The sequence below is a fragment of the Streptomyces sp. NPDC006610 genome, from assembly GCF_040611575.1.
Taxonomy (GTDB): Bacteria; Actinomycetota; Actinomycetes; order Streptomycetales; family Streptomycetaceae; genus Streptomyces.
In genome coordinates this window covers 78841-99051 of record NZ_JBEXOP010000014.1, presented here as the reverse complement: position 1 = coordinate 99051, position 20211 = coordinate 78841, and the positions used below count along the sequence as shown (strand labels likewise).

Below are 20211 nucleotides of genomic sequence, written 5' to 3'. Positions count from 1 at the left end.
CGCGGTGCGGTGGAGGTGCGCTCGTCGAGAGTCTTCCCGCGCCGGATGAGATGAGAGTGAACATGCCGAGAGCCCGGAGTGGCCCGGTCGGGAAGCGGCGTTGACCGGCGTGGGGGTCCCGGATAACTTCGTTTTACGGATTACTGATTCCGTAAAGCGGAAAATGGAGGGTTCGGGATGGGTCAGGGCCAGCAGGAGCAGGTGGCGACGAGCCTCGCCGACACGGTCGCCGAGGAGATCGGCGCCTTCCTCGCCCCCGTCGACGCCGAACTGGCGCGCCGCTACCCCGGCGACCCCGGCACCCGCCAGCCCGTCCACACCGTCTACGTGCCCGGCGACGCCTTCGCCGCCGGCACCGTCCGCTCCTGGGGCGACCGGGCGCTCGCCGCCCTCGACGACCACGCGCCCGACGCCGCCTCCTTCGCCGCCGTCCTCGGCCTGGCCGACGACCTGGCCGAGGCCGTCCACGACCGGGTCCGCGCCAAACTGGAACGGGAGCCGGTGGAAGACCTCCGCATCGACTTCGAGGACGGCTACGGCCCACCCCCCGACGCCGAGGAGGACGAGACCGCCGCCCGGGCCGCCCGGCTCGTCGCCGAGGCGCACGCGGACGGCACCGCGCCCCCGTACACGGGCATCCGCATGAAGTGCATGGAGGCCCCGGTGCGCGACCGCGGCATCCGCACCCTCGACATCTTCCTCACCGGCCTGATGCGGGCCGGCGGACTGCCCGACGGGCTGCTGCTCACCCTGCCCAAGGTCACCTGCCCCGAGCAGGTCACCGCCATGGTCCGGCTCCTGGAGGCGTTCGAGAAGGCGCACGGCCTCCCGTCCGGCCGGCTCGGCTTCGAGATCCAGATCGAGACCAGCCAGGCCATCCTCGCCGCCGACGGCACCGCCACCGTCGCCCGGTTGATCCAGGCCGCCGAGGGCCGCGCCACGGGACTGCACTACGGCACCTTCGACTACAGCGCCTGCCTCGGCGTCTCCGCGGCGCACCAGGCCAGTGACCATCCGGCCGCCGACCACGCCAAGGCGGTCATGCAGGTCGCCGCCGCCGGGACCGGCGTACGCCTCTCGGACGGCTCCACCAACGTCCTGCCGGTCGGCCCCACCGAGCAGGTCCACGCGGCCTGGCGGCTGCACTACGGACTCACCCGGCGGGCCCTGGCCCGCGCCTACTACCAGGGCTGGGACATGCACCCCGGCCACCTCCCCACCCGCTACGCCGCCGTGTTCGCCTTCTACCGCGAGGGCTTCGCCCAGGCCGCCGGGCGACTCGCCCGCTACGCCGAGCGGGCCGGCGGCGACATCATGGACGAACCCGCCACCGCCAAGGCGCTCAGCGGCCATCTGCTGCGCGGCTTGGACTGCGGCGCCCTGGACGTCGCCGAGGTCGCCCGGCACAGCGGTCTGACCCGCGCCGACCTGGAGGCCTTCGCGGCCCCCCGGCGCCGGAACCCGACGGCGACCTGATCCGTCCGTGCGGTGAGACCGAGGCCCGCCGCGTCCGTCCGGCGAGCCCGCGCGGGAGGCCCTCGGCAGGCGCCTCCCGGCTCGCGGGCGCGGACGTACCGCTCCGGGCCGCAGGCCGTCACAGCCCCTCCCCGGCGAACAGCCGGGTGCCCCGGTCGCACAGCCCCCGGTCGGCGCGCGCCCGCGCGCAGAACGCCTCCGGCGTGTCCCCGAACAGCTCGCCCAACCGCGGGAGGGCGACGAGGAGTTCACCGATCAGGACGCGCCGTCGCCAGTGTGCCTGCGGGGCGCACCGGCGGCGCCGTCGTTGCAGGACGCCGTGCCGGTCGACGCACGCGAACCCGCCCGGTGACACCCGGCCTTGGGCGACCTCGGCCCCGACGTCGGGCGAAGGCAGCCACGCCCGGCGGAAGGCGCCGCGCGTGAGCGGCATGCCCTCGCTCGCGTCGAGCACCGTGAGCTGCTCGGCCTCCAGCCACAGCACGAACAACTCCCGTACGGCGTCGTGCGCGGACCGGCGACGCCGAGACGTACCCCATGAGGCTCACGTGCGCCGAGACGCCCACGTCGACGCCGGTCACCCGCGCCTTCACCATCGGCACGCGGGAGATGGCGCCGAACTCGGCCGGCTTGTGACGCAGTTGAGCGGGGGAGGCGTTCGACCCGACGGCGAGCACGGGCCCCCGGCCCTCGTGCACCGGGCGGTCCAGCGGCAGCAGCCGGTCGCCGTCCAGCAGGGCAGCATCCGGCGGCCGGGCGCCCGGGCAGGCCGGCGGCGCCTCACGCGGCACCACGGCCCGTCCGAGGGCCTCCAGCGTGCGGTCCTCGTCCGTGCGGTCGTCCACGGGTGGACCCGTCAGTCCGCCGGTGGCAGCTCACCGGAGCCGCGGGTGATCAGCCGGGTCGGCAGCTCGATGCGGTCCGGGGCCGTCAGGGAGCCGTCCAGCTGACGGAAGAGACGCTCGGCGGCGGTGCGGCCGAGCGTCGCCGCGTCCTGGGCGACCACGGTCACGCCCGGCCGGAGCAGGTCGGCCAGTTCGATGTCGTCGAAACCGACGAGGGCCACCGGGCGGGTGTGCTCGGCGAGCACCCGGATCACCGTGACCGTCACCCGGTTGTTCCCCGCGAAGACTGCGGTGACGGGGGCGGGCCCGGACAGCATCTCCTCGGCTGCCCGCCGCACCCGCTGCGGGTTCGTGGCGCCGAGCGACGTCCAGGAGGCCTCCGCCCGGATGCCGGCGTCCTCCAGGGCCGCCCGGTAGCCGCGCAGCCGCTCGGCGGCGGTGTGGATGCGGGGCATGTCGCCGATGAACCCGATCCGGCGGTGCCCGTGAGCGATCAGATGGGCCACGCCGTCGCGGGCGCCGCCGAAGTTGTCCGAGAGCACCGTGTCCGCCTCGATCATCCCGGCCGGGCGGTCCACGAACACCGTGGCGACACCCGCCTTCAGCTCGGGCTCCAGATAGCGGTGGTCGCCGCCGGCGGGGATGACGAGCAGCCCGTCCACCCGCCGCGCGCACAGTGCCAGCACCAGTTCCTGCTCGCGCTCGGGATCCTCGGCGCTGGAGCCGTTGATCAGCAGGGCGCCGTGCGCGCGGGCCACCTCCTCCACCGCGCGGCTGAGGGGGCCGTAGAACGGGTCCGCCAGGTCCTCGAGGACCAGCCCGATGCTGGCGGTGCGGCCCTTGCGCAGCACGCGGGCGCTGTCGTTGCGGCGGAAACCGAGGGCCTCGATGGCCTCCTGCACGCGGCGTTCCGTCTCGGGCGTGACGCCCGGCTCACCGTTCACCACCCGGGAGACCGTCTTCAGGCCGACCCCGGCGCGCGCCGCGACGTCCTTCATGGTCGGCCGGTTGCCGTAGCGGGTCCCGGTGGGGCGGTCTGCTCGGCGGTGGCTCTCGGGCACGGTGGGGATCCTGTCCTTCTGCGTGGGTCCTGCGGGTTCCCGGGGAGGTGGCGCCTTTCCCGTGGGGATGTGGCGTCGAGCATAGGGCCTGGACGACTGGACAACGTTGTCAAAAGCGGGGACACTGCCTAGGTTTTCCGATGTGACCGATGGCTGACGGGGAGATTTCACACTGATGCACACCGACCTCGTGGCCGCGCTGGACATCGGCGGCACCAAGATCGCGGGCGCGCTGGTGGACGACGGCGGCCGGATCCTGGCGCGCGCCCAGCGCCCCACGCCCGCCCGGCAGGACGGCGACACCGTGATGCGGGCCGTCGAAGAGGTGATCGGCGAGCTGAGCGCCTCGCCCCTGTGGGGACGGGCGGACGCCGTCGGCATCGGCAGCGCCGGCCCGGTGGACGCCTCGGCGGGCACCGTCAGCCCGGTCAACGTGCCCGGCTGGCGGGAGTATCCGCTGGTCGAGAGGGTCCGGGCGGCGACCGGCGGGCTGCCCGTCGAGCTGATCGGCGACGGCGTGGCCATCACGGCGGCCGAGCACTGGCAGGGCGCGGCGCGCGGCCACGACAACGCGCTGTGCATGGTCGTGTCGACGGGAGTCGGGGGCGGGCTGGTCCTCGACGGACGGCTGCATCCCGGCCCGACGGGCAACGCGGGCCACATCGGCCACATCAGCGTCGACCTCGACGGCGACCCGTGTCCGTGCGGGGGACGCGGCTGCGTGGAGCGCATCGCCAGCGGTCCCAACATCGCGCGGCGCGCGCTGGAGGACGGCTGGCTGCCCGGCCCGGGCGGCGACACGTCCGCCGCCGCGGTGGCCGCCGCCGCCCGCGCGGGCGACCCGGTCGCCGTCGCCTCCTTCGAACGCGCCGCCCGGGCCCTCGCCGCCGGCATCGCGGCCACCGCGACCCTGGTCGAGATCGACATCGCCGTCATCGGCGGCGGCGTCGGCAAGGCGGGCGACGTCCTCTTCGCCCCCCTGCGCGAGGCCCTCGCCGACTACGCGACCCTCTCCTTCGTACGGCGCCTGACCGTGGCCCCGGCCCAGATGAGCACGGACGCCGGGCTGGTGGGCGCGGCGGCCGCGGCCCTGACGGGGCGGAGGGGGCGCGTGCGGGCGGCGGGGGTGTGAGAGGGGCGGTGGGGTTGTGCGCCGGTCCCGGGGAGCCTGAGCAGGGGGCGGGCGGGGCGGTCCGTCGGGCGGTACGGGGGGTCGGGCGATGAGCGGTGGTGAGTGTGGGCAGTGGTGGGCATCCGGTGGGTGGTTTCCCCGCGCGGCCCTGCGTGACCCCCGGGCGGCGCCGGCCGTTGAGTGGGGCATGAAGAAGCGCAGCATGCTCGCCATCGCCTCACTCGCCACCGGGTTCGTCGTCGCCGCGATCAGCCCCTCCCACAGCGTGGACCAGCGTCCGGACGGCATCGGGGCCGGTCAGGCGCTCGGGTCGCTCGACGGGGCGGTCGCCGCCGCCGACACGCCGCAGCCGGACGACGCCCCCGCCCCCGGCGCGCGGGAGAACTGACCCAGGACTCACCCCGCACCCCGAGGCGCCGGTCCCCGTGAAGGGGCACCGGCGCTTCCGCTTGTGTGCCCTCAGCAGGGGCTGGTTTCCGTGGCAGGGTGAAGCGGGCAAGCCACAGGGGGCCAACAGAAGAGGGGGACACGTGACCGTCGTTTGGATCAACGGCGCGTTCGGTGCGGGAAAGTCCACGACCGCACGGGAACTGATCGAACTGATTCCGAACAGCACGCTCTTCGACCCCGAGGACATCGGCGGAGCGCTCGGGCACCTGCTGCCGGCCAAACGCCTCGCCGAGGTCGGCGACTTCCAGGACCTGCCGATCTGGCGCCGTCTCGTCATCGACACCGCGGCCGCGCTGCTGAACGAGCTGGGCGGCACCCTCGTGGTGCCCATGACCCTGCTGCGCCAGGAGTACCGCGACGAGATCTTCGGCGGCCTCGCCGCACGCCGGATCAGTGTCCGGCACGTCCTGCTCGCCCCGGCTGAAACGATCCTGCGTGCGCGCATGGCCGCCCGTGAGGTCCCCCCGGACCCGCCCGACGGCGCGATGCGCGAGATACGCGCGGGCCAGTGGGCCCGCGACCACATCGAGCCCTACCACACCGCCCTCGCCTCCTGGCTCGTCGCCGACGCCCACCTCGTCGACAACGGCGCCCTCACGCCGTACGAGACGGCCGTCCGCATCGCGGAGGCGGTCGGCTCGGGGGCCGTGCCCGCCTGCGACATCGTGCAGACGCCGGAACCCACCGCCGAGACCCTCGCCTCCGGTGTCCTCCTCTTCGACGAACGGGACCGCGTCCTGCTCGTCGATCCCACCTACAAGCCCGGTTGGGAGTTCCCCGGCGGCGTGGTCGAACCCGGCGAGGCCCCCGCCCGCGCCGGGATCCGCGAGGTCGCCGAGGAGACCGGGATCCGGCTTCAGGACGTACCGCGCCTGCTCGTCGTGGACTGGGAACCGCCCGCCCCTCCCGGATACGGCGGCCTGCGCCTCCTCTTCGACGGCGGCCGCCTCGACTCCGCCACCGCGGGAAGCATGCTGCTGCCCGGCCCGGAACTGCGCGACTGCCGTTTCGTCACCGAGGAGGAGGCCGCTGGCCTGCTGCCGCCGGTCCGCTATGAGCGGCTGCGCTGGGCCCTGCGCGCGCGCGAACGGGGCGCGGCCTTCTATCTGGAGGCAGGGGTTCCCGTAGGCGTGTAGGGGAGGGAGCGTGCAGGAGAGGCAGCGGGCGGGCCGGTCAGGCGTAGGAGTCGGCCGACGTGCGCAGCGCCGTCGCGGCATCGGTGGTCACCGGGTCGCCGTGCCCGAAGCAGGCGATCCGCGCGTCGAGCGCCGCCAGCCGGCGGAAGGAGGCGACGGCCTGCGCCCGGTCGACGTTGAACACCCCGAGGATCACCGCGCCGTCCACCGGGGACACGGCCACCGCGTCCCCGGTGAACAGCACGCCGTGGCGCGGCAGATGCACCCCGATGCTGCCCGGCGTGTGGCCGGGGGCATGGACGACGTGCGCCCCGCCGCCGAAGTCCAGGACGTCGCCCTCCTCCACCTCGGTGACGCCTGCCGGGCGGGCGTACTCCACCTGCGGCAGCAGAGCCAGGGCCGCCGCGTGCAGGGGCCGCTCCCACTCCTCGAACACCGGTGCCGGGCCCGGCCGTTCCCCCCGCACCACCGGCGCCTCCAGACCGTGCGCCACCACCTCCGCGCCGGTCAGCGCGGCCAACTCGCCCGCCCCGCCCGCATGATCCTCATGAAAGTGAGTGAGCACGATGCGCCGTACGCGACCCCAGTCCCGTACGGCGTCGGCGATCCGTTCCCCCGAACCAGCCGGTCCCGCGTCGATCAGCGTCAACTCGGACCCGTCGCGCCAGACGTAGGCCTGGCCGACCGGAAAGCGCAGCAGGTGAAGACGCGGATGAAGCTCGACGATGTCCATGGGACGACGTTAGGCAGGGCCCTCGCGCCGGGGCGAGGGCCCTCTGCTGTCGGCAGAACGGTTGTCGGCGAAGCCGTCAACTCGCGGCGTAGTTGCGCAGGAACAGCGCCTCCGCCACCGACAGGCGCTCCAACTCCTCCGGCGACACGCTCTCGTTCACCGCGTGGATCTGCGCCTCCGGCTCGCTCAGCCCGATCAGCAGGATCTCCGCGCGCGGGTAGAGGGCGGCGAGCGTGTTGCAGAGCGGAATGGAGCCGCCCTGCCCCGCGAAGCTCATCTCCTGCCCCGGGTACGCCACCGCCATCGCGTCCGCCATCGCCCGGTACGCCGGGCTGCTCGTGTCCGCCCGGAACGGCTGCCCCTGCCCGATCTGCTCCGTGCTCACCCGCGCGCCCCACGGCGTGTGCGCCTCGATGTGCGCCTGGAGCAGCTTGGTCGCCTGCGCCGCGTCCACGCCCGGCGGCACCCGCAGGCTGACCAGCGCGCGGGCGCTCGCCTGCACGGACGGTGTCGCGCCGACGACCGGCGGGCAGTCGATGCCGAGCACGGTGACCGCCGGGCGCGCCCAGATCCGGTCGGCGACCGAGCCCGAGCCGATCAGCCGCACGCCGTCGAGGACCCGGGCGTCCCGGCGGAACTGCTCGTCGTCGTACTCCAGCCCTTCCCACCGGCTGTCCGCACCCAGCCCGTCCACCGTGGTCGAACCGTCCTGCGCGCGCAGCGAGTCCAGCACCCGGATCAGCGCCGCGAGCGCGTCCGGGGCGGCGCCGCCGAATTGCCCGGAGTGCAGATTGCCCTCCAGCGTGTCCACCTTCACCCGCACCAGCGTCATGCCGCGCAGCGTCGAGGTCACGGTCGGCAGGCCGGCGCGGAAGTTGCCCGAGTCGCCGATCACGATCGCGTCGGCCTCCAGCAGCTCCGGATGCTCCTCGGCGTACCGCTCCAGACCGCCCGTGCCCATCTCCTCGGAGCCCTCGGCGATCACCTTGACGTGCACCGGCACGCCACCGTTCGCCTTCAGCGCGCGCAGCGCCAGCAGGTGCATGATCACACCGCCCTTGCAGTCGGCGGCCCCGCGCCCGTACCAGCGGCCGTCGCGTTCGGTCAGCTCGAACGGCGGAGTCGTCCAGGCGGCCTCGTCCAGCGGCGGCTGCACGTCGTAGTGGGCGTACAGCAGCACGGTCTTCGCGCCCTCGGGCCCCGGCAGGTGGCCGTACACCGACTGGGTGCCGTCCGGGGTGTCGAGCAGCGCCACGTCCTGGAAGCCTTCGGCGGCGAGCGCGTCCGCGACCCATCGGGCGGCCCCCTCGCTCTCGCTCCTCGGGAACTGGTCGAAGTCCGCCACCGACTTGAAGGCCACCAGCTCGCCGAGTTCCGCCCTGGCCCGCGGCATCAGCGAGGCGACGGTCTCGGCGACCGGATTCGACGACATGGGCACGCTCCTCGTGGGTGCGACGTGTGGGCGGACGTGCGGGTGCGATGGGCGCCGGCACGTAACGACGTGCGGGTGCACGTCATGATGATCCGTGTGGCTCGATCCTCCCACAGCGGCCCCCGCGGACGGCCGCCGTAGGATGCGGGGGACAGGTGCGGCATGCGGCTTGATCGGAGCAGTAGACCATCGTGAGCAGCGAGAACTCTTCGGCGGACGACGCGCGGCAGGTGTGGGACGTCGTCGTGGTGGGCGCGGGACCCGCGGGGGCCTCGGCCGCCTACGCGGCGGCGGTCGCGGGGCGGCGCGTGCTGTTGCTGGAGAAGGCGGAGCTGCCCCGCTACAAGACCTGCGGCGGCGGCATCATCGGTCCCTCGCGCGACGCCCTGCCTCCCGGCTTCGAACTGCCCTTGCGGGACCGGGTGCACGCCGTGACCTTCACGAACAACGGACGTTTCACCCGCACCCGCCGCTCCCGCACCATGCTCTTCGGGCTCATCAACCGGCCCGAGTTCGACCAGCAGCTCGTGGAGCACGCCCAGAAGGCCGGCGCCGAACTGCGCACCGGCGCGACGGTGACCCGCGTGGAGCAGCACGGTTCCACGGTGCCCGACCGGCGCACGGTGGCCGTCGTCCTGCAGGGCGGCGAGGTGGTGCTGGCCCGGGCCGTCGTCGGGGCGGACGGCAGCGCCAGCCGGATAGGCGCCCACGTCGGCGTCAAGCTCGACCAGGTGGATCTCGGTCTGGAGGCGGAGATCCCGGTCCCGGACACGGTGGCCGAGGACTGGAAGGGGCGGGTCCTGCTCGACTGGGGCCCGATCCCCGGCAGCTACGGCTGGGTCTTCCCCAAGGGCGACACCCTCACGGTCGGCGTCATCTCGGCGCGCGGCGAGGGCGCGGCCACCAAGCGCTACCTGGAGGACTTCATCGGACGGCTGGGCCTCGCCGGCTTCGAACCGTCCATCTCCTCCGGCCATCTGACCCGCTGCCGCGCCGACGACTCACCGCTCTCGCGCGGCAGGGTGCTGGTCTGCGGTGACGCGGCGGGGCTGCTGGAGCCGTGGACGCGCGAGGGCATCTCCTTCGCCCTGCGGTCGGGACGCCTCGCGGGGGAGTGGGCGGTGCGCATCGCGGAGGCGCACGACGCCGTGGACGCCCGCCGCCAGGCGCTGAACTACGCCTTCGCCGTCAAGGCCGGTCTCGGCGTGGAGATGAGCGTCGGCAAGCGGATGCTGGCGATCTTCGAACGGCGGCCCGGATTCGTCCACACCCTGCTGACCGGGTTCCGGCCCGCGTGGAACGCCTTCCGTGAGATCACCCAGGGCTCGACCTCGCTGGGTGAGCTGGTCCGCAGCCATCCGATGGCCCAGCGCGCCCTGACCGCGCTCGACCGGCGGTCACCGGTCGGGAAGGACCAGGAGAGCAAGCAGGAAGGGGAGCGGGAGGGCCGGGGCGGCGACGGAGGCCGCGAGGGAGCCGAGGTCACTTCCTGACCGTGATGCGGAAGACGGGGTGGTCGGGAGCGATGCGACGCAGCTCGGACTCCGGCGAGTCGGGGCCGACCCCCCGGAAGAAGACGCCGACCTCGGCCTTCCAGCGCTTGAGGTAGGCGCGCAGCAGCGGCGGCTTGTCGTCGTCGGCGACCTCCGTGGCGGTGAACTCCTCCACCCGCTTGCCCAGCCGCAGCTCACCGCCGCCCGCGGCACGCATGTTGTGCGTCCACTGGACGTGGCCGCGCGGGGCGACGAGGTACTGCTCGCCGTCCAGCGTCAGCACGTTGACGGGGGTGGTCCGCCACTCGCCGCTCTTGCGCCCACGGACCGCGAGCACGCGGGAGCCCCAGACGCTGAGGCCGCGGCGGGTGAACCAGGCGATGGTCGGGTTGATGACGTTCACGGTGATCCGGCCGGGTTTTTGGACGTGGGTGGAGGTGGACATGAGGGCTCCTTGGGTTGTTGGTGGGTGCGGGGGTGCGGTGAGCGGTGCTCCTATAAGTGAGCGCTGCTCCCGTCCGTGAGCGACGCTCCTTGTTGTGAGCGGTGCTCTCGTTTCCGTGTCTTGAGTGTGCACCGGATCGGTGCTTCGAAGCAAGAGCAGTGCTCTCTTTTGTGTGCGGCGATCTGGGTCCGATCTGTATGGTCCTCATGTTGCGTCGGTGGTCGGGTTTCGGAGCACTGCTCCCAGCGGAGTGCGCCGCTCAGGATCGATCGCCCCGCCCCACATCGCGTGCACCGCTCCAGCCCCAGTGCACTGCTCGAACTCGTGTGCACTGCTCTGAAACGTGTGCACTGCTCCGCCGTCATGGCACACTGACCCCATGACCAACCCAGTGCGCGGCGCCCGCGCCAAGGCGAGAATCGAGGTCACGACCGCCATCAAGGACGAGGCGCGCAGACAGCTCGCGGCCGAGGGCGCCGCCAAGCTCTCGCTGCGTGCCGTCGCCCGTGAGCTGGGCATGGTCTCCTCCGCGATCTACCGCTACTTCCCCAGCCGCGACGACCTGCTCACCGCGCTCATCATCGACGCCTACGACTCCCTGGGCGAGGCTGCCGAAACGGCGCACGACGCGGTTGCCGAGGAGGGTCCCGTCCGGCGCTGGACCACCGTCTGCGAGGCGGTGCGCGCCTGGGCGCTGGCGCATCCGCACGAGTACGCGCTGATCTACGGGTCCCCGGTCCCCGGCTACACGGCGCCGCAGACCACCGTCCGGGCCGCCGCCCGCGTCGGGCTGCTGCTCATCGGCATCGTCCGCGACGCGCGGCAGGGCCTCGGCGTGGCCAAGCCGCGGGTGCCCGAGGAGCTGCGGCCCGAGGCGGTGCGGATGACCGCGGACCTCGCGCCCGATCTGCCGCCCGAGGTCGTGGTCACGCTGGTGGCGGCCTGGGCGCAGTTGTTCGGGCTGGTGGGGTTCGAGGTGTTCGGGCAGTTCAACCGGGTCGTCGAGGAGCGGGAGCCGTTCTTCCGGAACGCGGTGCTCCAGCTCGCCCACACCGTCGGTCTCGTGTACCCCCAGCAGGGCCGTGCGGGCGCCGGACCCCGTCAGGGCACCGCGACCGGCGGTAAGGGAAGCAGCTCCGGGTCCTGACGCAGGATCCGGGCGTGCAGTGACCGCAGCGCGGGCCCGGGGTCCGCGCCCATCGCCTCGGCGAGCCGTTGCCGCGCGCCCTCGTAGGCGGCGAGTGCGTCGGACGGGCGGCCCGCCTGGCACAGCGCCAGCATCAGCAGCTCCACGAGGCGTTCGCGCAGCGGGTGCGCGGCGACGAGCCGGACGAGTTCGTGGACGTACTCGAAGGACCGGCCGAGCCGGATCTCGCCGGTCAGCCTCGCCTCGAGAAGGGTGAGCCGCTTCTCCGTCCAGCGCAGGCGCTCCGCCGCCAGGTACGGCGCCCGGAGGCCCTCGGCGAAGTCGCCGCGCCACAACCCCTCCGCGCGATGGGCCAGTTCGACGGCCTGCCGCACCTCTCCGGCGTCCCGGGCGGCGAGCGCCGCGTCCACCAGCCGGCGGCGTTCGCGCAGGTCGCCGATGTCGGCGCCGGTGAGCCGGTACCCGGCGCCGGTCCAGGTCAGCTCCGGCCCGCCGCCCAGCGCACGGCGCAGCCCGGAGACGTACTTCTGCACGAGGTTGCGCACGTGCACCGGAGGCGCGCCGCCCCACACGGCCTCGACCAGGCCCTCGTACGACAGCGGGCGGCCCTCCTGCAGCAGGAGAACCGCGAGCACCGCTCTCTGTTTGGGCGGGCCGAGCGGGATCTCGACCCCGTCGCGCAGGGCGCGCAGGGGGCCGAGCAGTTCGAACCGCAGGTCGTTCACCCCGCCACCCGCCGCGCCGTTCGTCCCCTCACCCATGGGGCGAGCGTATCCCGAGCCGGCCCACCGCGGCGGAACCGCGGCGGACCGCGACGGTGGCTCCGAGCACCATCGCGCTGCCCAACCGCCTCCGCCCGATCCCGTCCCGCCCCCGCCCCGCCTCATCCCTCCCGCCCGCCGCGCCCAGCCTCCCGCCCCACCTCGCGCCGCGGTGGCCCCCCTCGCCGCCGTGGCCCCCCTCACCGCCGTGGCCCCCTCACCGCCGTGGTCCTCGCACCGCCGCGACCCCCGCGCCCGATCTTCCAGTGGATCTTCCAGCGGGCCTTCCAGCCGTGTGCCCGACCGTGACCGGACGGGAAACACGGTGAAAGGCCCCCCTCATGCTCACTCGGCTCGGCCGCCTGGCCGTTCGGCACAGCCGTGCCGTTCTGCTCGGCTTCCTCCTCGTCTTCCTCGGCCTCGGAGCCTACGGCGCCGGCGCTCAGGGCGACCTCGATCTGTCCCGTTGGGACGCTCCCGGCACGGAGTCCGTCCACGCCGGGGAGCGGCTGCGCGACGACTTCGGCACCGGCAACCCCAATCTCGCCCTGCTCGTCACCGCCCGCGACGGCGACGTGGACAGTCCGGCGACCCGGCGGGCCGCCCGCGAACTGACGGCGGAAATGGAGCAGTTGCCGCTCGTCACGGACGTCACTGCCTACTGGGACGCGGGCAGCCCCGCCCTGCGCGGCGAGGACGGCCGGCGCGCCCTGATCCTGGCCCGCCTCGAAGGCACCGCCACCGAGACGCGCGAGGAACTGGCGGCGCTGTCCCCGGAGTTGACGCGCACGACGCCCGAACTCCAGGTCATGGTCGGTGGGCAGGAGGAGATCTCGCGTCAGGTCGGCGAGCAGGCCCGCGCCGACTTCCTGCGCGCGGAGGCCTTCGCCCTGCCGGCCATGATCCTGCTGCTGATCCTGGTGTACCGGCGCACGGTCGCCGCCCTGCTGACCGTCGCGGTCGGTCTGTTCTCGGTGCTGGGCACGCTCGCCGGGCTGCGCGCGCTGGCGCAGTTCACGGAGGTCTCGCAGTTCGCGGCGAACCTCGCTCTCGTGCTGGGACTCGGACTCGGCATCGACTACAGCCTGTTCGTGATCAACCGCTACCGGGAGGAGCGCGGTGCGGGACACGAGCGGCCGGGTGCGGTGGTCCGGGCGACCGCGGCGGCCGGGCGCACGGTCGTGTTCAGCGGGGTGACGGTGGCGGTGTCGCTGTGCGCGCTGCTGGTGTTCCCGTTCTTCTTCCTGCGTTCGTTCGCGTACGCCGGTGTGCTCGTGGTGGTCGCCGCGGTGGCCGGGGCGGTGCTGTTCCTGCCGGCCGCGCTCGCCCGCTGGGGCCACCGGGTGGAGCGCCCGGCCGCGCCCGCCTCCGGTTTCTGGCACCGCACCGCGCTCGCGGCGATGCGCAGGCCGGTGGCGGCCGGCGGCGCCGTGCTGGCGGTCCTGCTCGTCGCCGCCTCCCCGCTGCTGGGGCTGCGCTTCGGTCTGCCCGACGAGCGGACCCTGCCGGAGGGCACGTCCTCGCGGACCGCCTCGGAGATCGTGCACCGCGAGTTCGCGGCCGAGCCGACCGACACCGTGCAGGTGGTTTTCGAGCGACCCGCCGAACTGGCCGCCACGCGCGCGTACGCCGCGGAACTCTCCCGGCTCCCGGGCGTGCACCAGGTCGACGCCCCCGCGGGCGCCTTCCGGGAGGGCCGGCGCGTCGGGCAGGCCGGCCAGGACCGGCTGACTGCGCAGGGCGGCGGGGTGCGGCTGGCCGTCGTACCGGCCCAGGAGGCGATGAACGGCGACGTGCCCGCGTTCGTCGAGCGGATCCGGGACACCGCCGCCCCCGCGCCCGTCCTGGTCGGCGGCTACCCGGCCGAGACCACGGACTTCCGCGCCACCCTCCTGGACCGGCTGCCGCTCGCCGTGGCCCTGGTGCTGGCGGCGACGTACGTGATCCTCTTCCTGATGACGGGCAGCGTGCTGCTGCCGGCCAAGGCGACCGTGCTGAACCTGCTCAGCCTCTCGGTGATGTTCGGCTGTCTGGTGTGGGTGTTCCAGGAGGGGCACCTGTCCGGGCCGCTCGGGTTCACGCCGACCGGTTCGATCGAGCCGAGCATTCCGGTGCTGATGTTCTGCGTCGCCTACGGCCTGTCCATGGACTACGAGGTGTTCCTGCTGGCCCGCATCAAGGAGGAGCACGAGCGCACCGGCGACACCGAGCGTGCCGTCGCCGAGGGCATCCGGCGCAGCGCCCCGCTGATCACCGCCGCGGCCGGGATCCTGGCCCTGTCGTTCCTGTCGTACGCCACCGGAGGCGTCGTCTTCCTCAAGGAACTCGGCATCGGCACGGCCGTGACGATCCTCGTCGACGCCACCCTCATCCGCGTGGTGCTGCTGCCGGTGACGATGCGGCTCGCCGGGCGTGCGAACTGGTGGGCGCCCAGGGCGCTGCGCCGGCTGCGGATCAGGGAGGACGCCGAGGCACGGGAGGTACTTCGCCGGGAGTACGTGTGATGTCCCCGGGCGGCTGACGTCGTCGGGGGTGGACGGCGTCTAGCGTGACGGGCATGGAGGAGCAGCGCGTACGCGGTCGCCGCCGGTGGACCGTTCCTCGGCCCAGTCCGTGGTCCGGCCGCTTGGAAGAGGAGCGGCCGGCCCGGTGGCCGTGGCGGTCCACGCTGGCGCTGACGGTCTTCGTCGTCGTCGGCTCGCAGTCCGCCGCGCAGGCTCAGGCGGCCGAGCGTGCGGCGCTCGATCCGTTCGCGCGGGTGCTGCTGCTCGCGGCGGCGGGGGTGCTGCTGTGGCGGCAGCGGTGTCCGCGGGCGGTCGTGTTCGGGAACGCGGCGGCGGTGGCGGTGTATCTGGGCGCGGGCTATCCGTACGGACCGGTGCTGCTGACCGTGGCGGTGGCCTGCTTCGGCGCGATCGTGCGGGGACGGCGCCGGGCGGCCTGGGCGGCGCTCGCCCTGCTCTGGGCGACGCATCTGCTGGTCGCCCACTGGCTGTACCGGTGGCTGCCGCCGTCCGGGGACGAGCCCGCCGCCTGGGGGCAGGAGGCCGTGATCGCCGCCTGGGTGGCGGCGATCACGGCGCTGTCGGAACTGGTCCGGGTGCGCAGGGAGCAGCGGGCGCGCGAGCGGGCCGAAAGCGCCCAGGCCGCGCGCCGGCGCGCGGACGAGGAGCGGCTGCGGATCGCACGGGAACTGCACGACGTCCTCGCCCACAGCATCTCGGTGATCCATGTGCAGGCCGGGGTGGGGCTGGCGTTGCTCGACAGCGATCCGGAGCAGGCGCGCACGGCCCTCACCACGATCAAGGCCGCCAGCAAGGAGGCGCTCGGCGAGGTCCGACAGGTCCTCGACACGCTGCGCACGCCGGGAGACGCGCCGCGCGCCCCGGCGCCCGGCCTGGACCGGCTTCCCGAACTGGTGGAGCAGGCGGCGAGCGCCGGCCTCGCCGTCGAGGTCGAGGGCGAGCCGCCGCGCCTGCCGCCGGGCACGGATCTCACCGCGTTCCGCATCCTCCAGGAGGCCCTGACCAATGTCGTACGGCACTCCGGTTCGCGGCACGCACGCGTGCGGCTGGACCAGGACGGCGGGGCCCTGCGGCTGCGCGTGGACGACGACGGGCCCGCGACCGGCGCCGAGGCGGGCGGCAGCGGCAACGGGCTCGCCGGGATGCGGGAACGGGCCGCCGCGCTGGGCGGCGCCATCGAGGCGGGACCGCGGCCGGACGGCGGCTTCAGGGTGCTCGCCGTCCTGCCGTTGCGGGACGGGGACGACGGGGGACGAGGCCAGGGCAGGGACCGGGACAGCGGGGCGGGGCCGGGAGACCGGAGGCAGCGGGAAGGCGGGAGCGACCGGAGCGACCGGAGAGACCGGGATGAGCCCAGGACGGAGACACCGTGATCCGCGTACTGCTCGCCGACGACCAGGCACTGGTCCGGGCCGGGTTCCGGGCGCTGCTGGACGCCCAGCCGGACATCGAGGTCGCGGGGGAGGCGTCCGACGGCGAGGAGGCCCTGCGCGGCGTGCGCGACCTGCGGCCCGACGTCGTCCTGATGGACATCCGCATGCCGGTCCTCGACGGACTCGCCGCGACCCGGCGGATCACCGAGGACGAGGCGCTCGCCGACGTCAGGGTGGTCATGCTGACCACGTTCGAGCTCGACGAGTACGTCTTCGAGGCGATCCGTTCGGGCGCGTCCGGCTTCCTGGTGAAGGACACCGAGCCGGAGGAACTTCTGCGCGCGGTGAGGGCCGTGGTGGCGGGCGACGCGCTGCTGTCGCCCGGCGTGACCCGCAGGCTGATCGCCGAGTTCGCCGCCCGTTCCAAGGAGCCGGCGGCGGCCGGCGCCCTGGCCGCGCTGACCGAACGGGAACGGGAGGTGATGGCCCTGGTCGGCATCGGCCTGTCCAACGAGGAGATCGCCCGCCGCCTGGTCGTCAGCCCGCTCACCGCGAAGACGCACGTCAGCCGTACGATGGTGAAGCTCGGCGCGCGGGACCGGGCCCAACTGGTCGTGCTGGCCTACGAGTCGGGACTCGTACGGCCCGGATGGCTCGGCTGATCCGGATCCCGGGCCACCGGCGGCGCCGCTGCCCTGCCATGGCGCCACAGGACGCCGATCACCCGCGCCGTGAACACCACCGCCGCGAGCACGGACCCTGCCCGCAGCAGCAACGTCTCCACGGGGCCCGGCAGTTCGAAGAGCCACGCAGGCCCGGCCACCGCGCCCAGCAGCACCGCCGCCGCGAACGCCCCGCTGCACAGGGCGTACCCGATCTCGACGGTGATCGTGTCCCGCTCGGCCTGGCCGCGCCGCCGTCCCCCGTACTCGGTCATCCCGCGAGTCAAGCAGGCGTGTGCCCGGCAGGGCAAGCAGACCCTGCCGGGCACACGCGGGGCGGAGGGGTCCCCCTCAGTCGCGGACGGAGACCCGTGCGACTGCCGCCTCCTTCTCGGTGGAATCGGTGGAATCGGTGGAATCGGTGGAGTCGGTGGGCTCGTTGGACCCGGTGGCCTCCGCAGGACGGGTCGACTCGGTGAACGCCCCGAAACCGGCGGACCCGGCGGACCCGTCGGACCCGGCTCCGACGGCCGACGGACCGGCGGGGCGGGCGCGCAGTCCCGACAGGGCGATCAGCAGACCCGCCACCGCGACGCCGGTCACCACGATCAGGCCGGGTCGGTAGCTGTCGAGGACGGCCTGCGGGGTCGGGTCCTCGGGGGCGCCCGCGGTCACCACGGCCGTCACGATCGCCAGGAAGATCGCGCCCCCGACCTGGACCGAGGTGTTCAGCAGCCCGGAGACCATGCCCTGCTCGTGGTCGTCGACACCGTTGGTGGCCTGGATGTTGAGCGAGGGGAAGACCAGGGCGCAGGCGGCGCCGATCAGCAGCATGCTGGGCAGGACGGCGATGGCGTAGACCGGGTCGAGGTCGACGCCGAGGAACAGTGCGTATCCGGCGGTCATCAGTGCGAAGCCCACCGCGATGAGCCGCGGCGTGCCGAACCGGTCGACGATCGCGCCCATCTTCGTGGCGGACAGCGCCACGAGCGCGCCGGCCGGCAGGAAGGCGAGCGCCGTGTGCAGCGCGGACCAGCCGAGCAGGGACTGCATGTACAGCGTGACCAGGAACTGGAAGCCGACGTACGAGCCGAAGAACGTCATGGCGCCGAGCTGGGCGCGGATCTGCACGCCGGAGCGGAGCACGCCGAGCCGGATCAGCGGGCCGGGCGAGCGCCGCTCCACCGCGAGGAACACCGTCAGCAGCACGGCGACCGCGAGGAACGACAGCAGCGTACGGGCGGAGGCCCAGCCGACCTCGGGCGCCTGGACGACGGTGAAGACCAGCAGCAGCATCGAGGCGGTGCCGAGGACGGCGCCGGGGACGTCGTAGCCGTTGTGGTCGCGTTCGCGGGCGCTGCGCGGCAGCAGTTTCAGGCCCGCGGCCAGGGCGATCAGCGCGATCGGCGCGGGCAGCAGCATGGTCAGCCGCCAACTGGCCTCGGTGAGCAGGCCGGAGAGCACCAGGCCCATGGAGAAGCCGGTGGCCGCGCAGGTGGTGTAGATGGACAGGGCGCGGTTGCGCAGCGGGCCCTCGGGGAACGTCGTCGTGATGATCGACAGGCCGGCCGGGGCGGTGAACGCCGCGCTCAGGCCCTTGATGAACCGGCTGGCGATGAGCAGCGGGCCGGAGTCGACGAGCCCGCCGAGCAGTGAGGCGAGGGCGAAGACGGCCAGCGCGACCAGGAAGACCTGGCGCCGGCCCAGCAGGTCGGCGGTCCGGCCGCCGAGCAGCAACAGGCCGCCGTAGCCGAGGATGTAGCCGCTGACGATCCACTGCAGGGCCGAGGTGGACAGGTCGAGGTCGGAGGCGATGGACGGCAGGGCCACGCCGACCATCGACACGTCGAGGGCGTCGAGGAACATCGCGGCGCAGAGCACCAGGAGGGTGCCCCACAGCCGGGGGGTCCAGCGCCCCTCGGACGCGGAGGCGGTGAGCGGAGAGGTCATGACCCCAGAGATTACATGCGCATGCATTGGATGCAAGCGCATTTAATTCGGGTGCAATGAATTCACCGCTCTGCTACCGTGCCGTCATGGCGGCGAAGAAGGCCGAACAGGCGCTCGTGGAACAGTGGCGAGGGATCCTCGCCGTACATGCGCGCACCTCGTGCGAGCTCGACCGTGCGCTGCACCGGCACGGCCTGTGCGCCAGCGACTTCGAGGTGCTCGACGTCCTGGCGGACGGCTGCGGATTCCGCGTGCAGGAGATCGCCGAGCGCGTTCATCTCAGCCAGAGCGCGCTCTCCCGGCTGATCGCCCGTCTGGAGAAGGACGGGCTCGTCGTGCGCGGCATGTGTCAGGAGGACCGGCGCGGCGTCCGCGTCGCCCTCACGGAGAAGGGCCGGGCGCTGCACGGCGAAGTGCTGCCGGTGCAGCGCTCGGTGCTCACTCGGATGCTCGCGGGCCCCGCCGGCGATTCGGGCGAAGCGGCGCGGTAAGGGCGCGCGGGGGAGCGCCCGGTCGTACGGTCGCTCGCACTCCCGCCGCGGTGGGGCCGGTGCATGGCCGGACGGCCGTCGAGCGTTCCGGCCCCAACCGGGCCGCGTGGTCGGACGGCTGCCGAGCGTTCCGGCCCCAACCGGGCCGCGTGGTCGGACGGCTGCCGAGCGTTCCGGCCCAGTGGGCCGCGTGGTCGGACGGCCGCCGATCGTTCCCGGCCCAGTGGGCCGCGCGGTCAGACGACCGCCGAGCGCTCCCGCCACAGTTCGGCCAGTGCGGGGTCGCCGGTCACCTTCGGCACGGGAAGCCGGTTCCACAGCGCCAGGTACAAGCGCTCGGCCGGGCCCGACAGTTCGCACTGCGCCTCCCCGGACTCGCCCCGCGTGGCGACGGGCGGCTGCGCCGACAGCCGTATCGTCCACACCGCGTCGACGTCCGTGGCGCGCACCCGCAGCAGCCGGGGCTCGTCCGTGCGGACGCGGCTCTTGGCGCGGGCGTGGAAGCCGCGCAGCAGTTCGTCGATGCCGTCCGCCGCGAAGCCGGCGTCCAGCGGATCCGGGGCGGGGGCGCCGGGCAGGGCGGCGGCGAGGGCGGCCTGGGCGTCGAAGCGGTGCACGGCCGTCTCGTGGGCCTGCCGCCGGGTCCAGAACGCCAGCGGGGTCGGGGCGGGCAGGAACGTCCAGCACTCCACGTCGGACGGCGCCGCGGCGAGGGTCTCGACCAGCCGGCCGTGACACGCGCGGTACCAGTCCAGCAGTTCCGCGCCGTCGAGATGCCGGGGCAGGTCCTCCATGGGGCGCGGCGACGGATGCCGGTCCGCGACGAATCCGGCGGCCCAGCGGTGCACGACGCCGGTGTGCAGCAGCAGGTCCCGCACCGTCCAGCCGGGGCAGGTCGGCACCGCCGTGTCCGTCCCGGCCCGCTCCGCCGCGGTGGCCAGCAACTCGCCCTCGCGGCGCAGCGCTTCGAGGAAACGGCCCGTCGTGTCGTCGATCTCCATGTCCGTGTTCATGCGGGGAGTCTGCCTGACGGAGCGCGTTCCGGGACACGTGGTTTTCCTCCCGGGCGCGCGGGACGACCCGAAAACGAGACGACCAA

General features: G+C 73.8%; 18 protein-coding genes and 1 pseudogene. 10 read left to right on the top strand and 9 right to left on the bottom strand.

Annotated elements, in window-relative coordinates:
• Window positions 1-177: 177 nt before the first annotated feature.
• Window positions 178-1476 (top strand): aldolase/citrate lyase family protein, encoded by a 1299-nt coding sequence (locus ABZY13_RS14205; protein ID WP_356630295.1) that lies wholly within the window; start codon window positions 178-180, stop codon window positions 1474-1476.
• A gap of 92 nt (window positions 1477-1568) precedes the next feature.
• On the opposite strand, the pseudogene ABZY13_RS14200 reads toward ABZY13_RS14205, so the two are convergent.
• Both ABZY13_RS14200 and ABZY13_RS14195 read right to left on the bottom strand, forming a co-directional pair.
• Window positions 1569-2321, bottom strand: a pseudogene (locus tag ABZY13_RS14200) (hypothetical protein); the annotation flags it as partial.
• 11 nt (window positions 2322-2332) lie between these two features.
• Window positions 2333-3382 carry a LacI family DNA-binding transcriptional regulator gene (locus ABZY13_RS14195; protein WP_356630293.1) on the bottom strand — a complete coding sequence of 350 codons (1050 nt, stop codon included), beginning with the start codon at window positions 3380-3382 and terminating at the stop codon, window positions 2333-2335.
• A gap of 175 nt (window positions 3383-3557) precedes the next feature.
• Between ABZY13_RS14195 and ABZY13_RS14190 the strand changes: the two genes are divergently transcribed.
• From ABZY13_RS14190 to ABZY13_RS14180, 3 genes are all read left to right on the top strand, one after another.
• Window positions 3558-4514, top strand: a complete 957-nt coding sequence (locus tag ABZY13_RS14190) for an ROK family protein (RefSeq protein WP_356630291.1) — start codon at window positions 3558-3560, stop codon at window positions 4512-4514.
• Between the two features lie 187 nt (window positions 4515-4701).
• Window positions 4702-4902 (top strand): hypothetical protein, encoded by a 201-nt coding sequence (locus ABZY13_RS14185; RefSeq protein WP_356630289.1) that lies wholly within the window; start codon window positions 4702-4704, stop codon window positions 4900-4902.
• Window positions 4903-5044: 142 nt separating this feature from the next.
• On the top strand, window positions 5045-6100 hold the full coding sequence (locus tag ABZY13_RS14180; RefSeq protein WP_356630287.1) for an NUDIX domain-containing protein: 1056 nt from the start codon (window positions 5045-5047) through the stop codon (window positions 6098-6100).
• A 37-nt stretch (window positions 6101-6137) separates the two neighbouring features.
• Here the strand turns inward: ABZY13_RS14180 and ABZY13_RS14175 are convergent, their stop codons facing one another.
• Window positions 6138-6833: an MBL fold metallo-hydrolase gene (locus ABZY13_RS14175; RefSeq protein WP_356630285.1), complete on the bottom strand. Its 696-nt coding sequence runs from the start codon at window positions 6831-6833 to the stop codon at window positions 6138-6140.
• A 76-nt stretch (window positions 6834-6909) separates the two neighbouring features.
• A complete protein-coding gene (locus ABZY13_RS14170) occupies window positions 6910-8265 on the bottom strand; it encodes a dipeptidase (protein ID WP_356630283.1) in 1356 nt (451 codons plus the stop codon).
• 191 nt (window positions 8266-8456) lie between these two features.
• On the opposite strand from ABZY13_RS14170, the gene ABZY13_RS14165 reads away from it, so the two are divergent.
• Window positions 8457-9758, top strand: a complete 1302-nt coding sequence (locus ABZY13_RS14165; protein WP_356630281.1) for a geranylgeranyl reductase family protein — start codon at window positions 8457-8459, stop codon at window positions 9756-9758.
• Here ABZY13_RS14165 and ABZY13_RS14160 read toward each other — a convergent pair.
• Window positions 9748-10203 carry a nitroreductase family deazaflavin-dependent oxidoreductase gene (locus tag ABZY13_RS14160; protein WP_356630279.1) on the bottom strand — a complete coding sequence of 152 codons (456 nt, stop codon included), beginning with the start codon at window positions 10201-10203 and terminating at the stop codon, window positions 9748-9750. The two genes, ABZY13_RS14165 and ABZY13_RS14160, sit on opposite strands and share 11 nt — an antisense overlap.
• A gap of 379 nt (window positions 10204-10582) precedes the next feature.
• Between ABZY13_RS14160 and ABZY13_RS14155 the strand changes: the two genes are divergently transcribed.
• On the top strand, window positions 10583-11350 hold the full coding sequence (locus ABZY13_RS14155; protein WP_356630277.1) for a TetR/AcrR family transcriptional regulator: 768 nt from the start codon (window positions 10583-10585) through the stop codon (window positions 11348-11350).
• Here ABZY13_RS14155 and ABZY13_RS14150 read toward each other — a convergent pair.
• Window positions 11305-12111: an AfsR/SARP family transcriptional regulator gene (locus tag ABZY13_RS14150; RefSeq protein WP_356630275.1), complete on the bottom strand. Its 807-nt coding sequence runs from the start codon at window positions 12109-12111 to the stop codon at window positions 11305-11307. The genes ABZY13_RS14155 and ABZY13_RS14150 overlap by 46 nt on opposite strands.
• A 341-nt stretch (window positions 12112-12452) precedes the next feature.
• Between ABZY13_RS14150 and ABZY13_RS14145 the strand changes: the two genes are divergently transcribed.
• The 3 genes from ABZY13_RS14145 to ABZY13_RS14135 are packed head-to-tail and all read left to right on the top strand — an operon-like array spanning window position 12453 to window position 16671.
• Window positions 12453-14615: an MMPL family transporter gene (locus tag ABZY13_RS14145; RefSeq protein ID WP_356630273.1), complete on the top strand. Its 2163-nt coding sequence runs from the start codon at window positions 12453-12455 to the stop codon at window positions 14613-14615.
• A gap of 53 nt (window positions 14616-14668) precedes the next feature.
• Entirely contained in the window at window positions 14669-16009 is a 1341-nt protein-coding gene (locus tag ABZY13_RS14140) for a sensor histidine kinase (protein ID WP_356630271.1), read from the top strand.
• Complete coding sequence (locus ABZY13_RS14135; RefSeq protein ID WP_356630269.1) at window positions 16006-16671, top strand: response regulator transcription factor; 666 nt, start codon at window positions 16006-16008, stop codon at window positions 16669-16671. The genes ABZY13_RS14140 and ABZY13_RS14135 overlap by 4 nt, the downstream gene beginning before the upstream one ends.
• On the opposite strand, the gene ABZY13_RS14130 is transcribed toward ABZY13_RS14135, so the two are convergent.
• Both ABZY13_RS14130 and ABZY13_RS14125 read right to left on the bottom strand, forming a co-directional pair.
• Entirely contained in the window at window positions 16632-16946 is a 315-nt protein-coding gene (locus ABZY13_RS14130) for a DUF6332 family protein (RefSeq protein ID WP_356630267.1), read from the bottom strand. The genes ABZY13_RS14135 and ABZY13_RS14130 overlap by 40 nt on opposite strands.
• Window positions 16947-17022: 76 nt before the next feature.
• Window positions 17023-18621: an MFS transporter gene (locus tag ABZY13_RS14125; RefSeq protein WP_356630265.1), complete on the bottom strand. Its 1599-nt coding sequence runs from the start codon at window positions 18619-18621 to the stop codon at window positions 17023-17025.
• Window positions 18622-18707: 86 nt separating this feature from the next.
• On the opposite strand from ABZY13_RS14125, the gene ABZY13_RS14120 reads away from it, so the two are divergent.
• Window positions 18708-19112, top strand: a complete 405-nt coding sequence (locus ABZY13_RS14120; protein ID WP_356630263.1) for a MarR family transcriptional regulator — start codon at window positions 18708-18710, stop codon at window positions 19110-19112.
• Between the two features lie 236 nt (window positions 19113-19348).
• Here ABZY13_RS14120 and ABZY13_RS14115 read toward each other — a convergent pair whose 3' ends face one another.
• Complete coding sequence (locus ABZY13_RS14115) at window positions 19349-20125, bottom strand: maleylpyruvate isomerase family mycothiol-dependent enzyme (RefSeq protein ID WP_356630261.1); 777 nt, start codon at window positions 20123-20125, stop codon at window positions 19349-19351.
• Window positions 20126-20211: the final 86 nt, after the last annotated feature.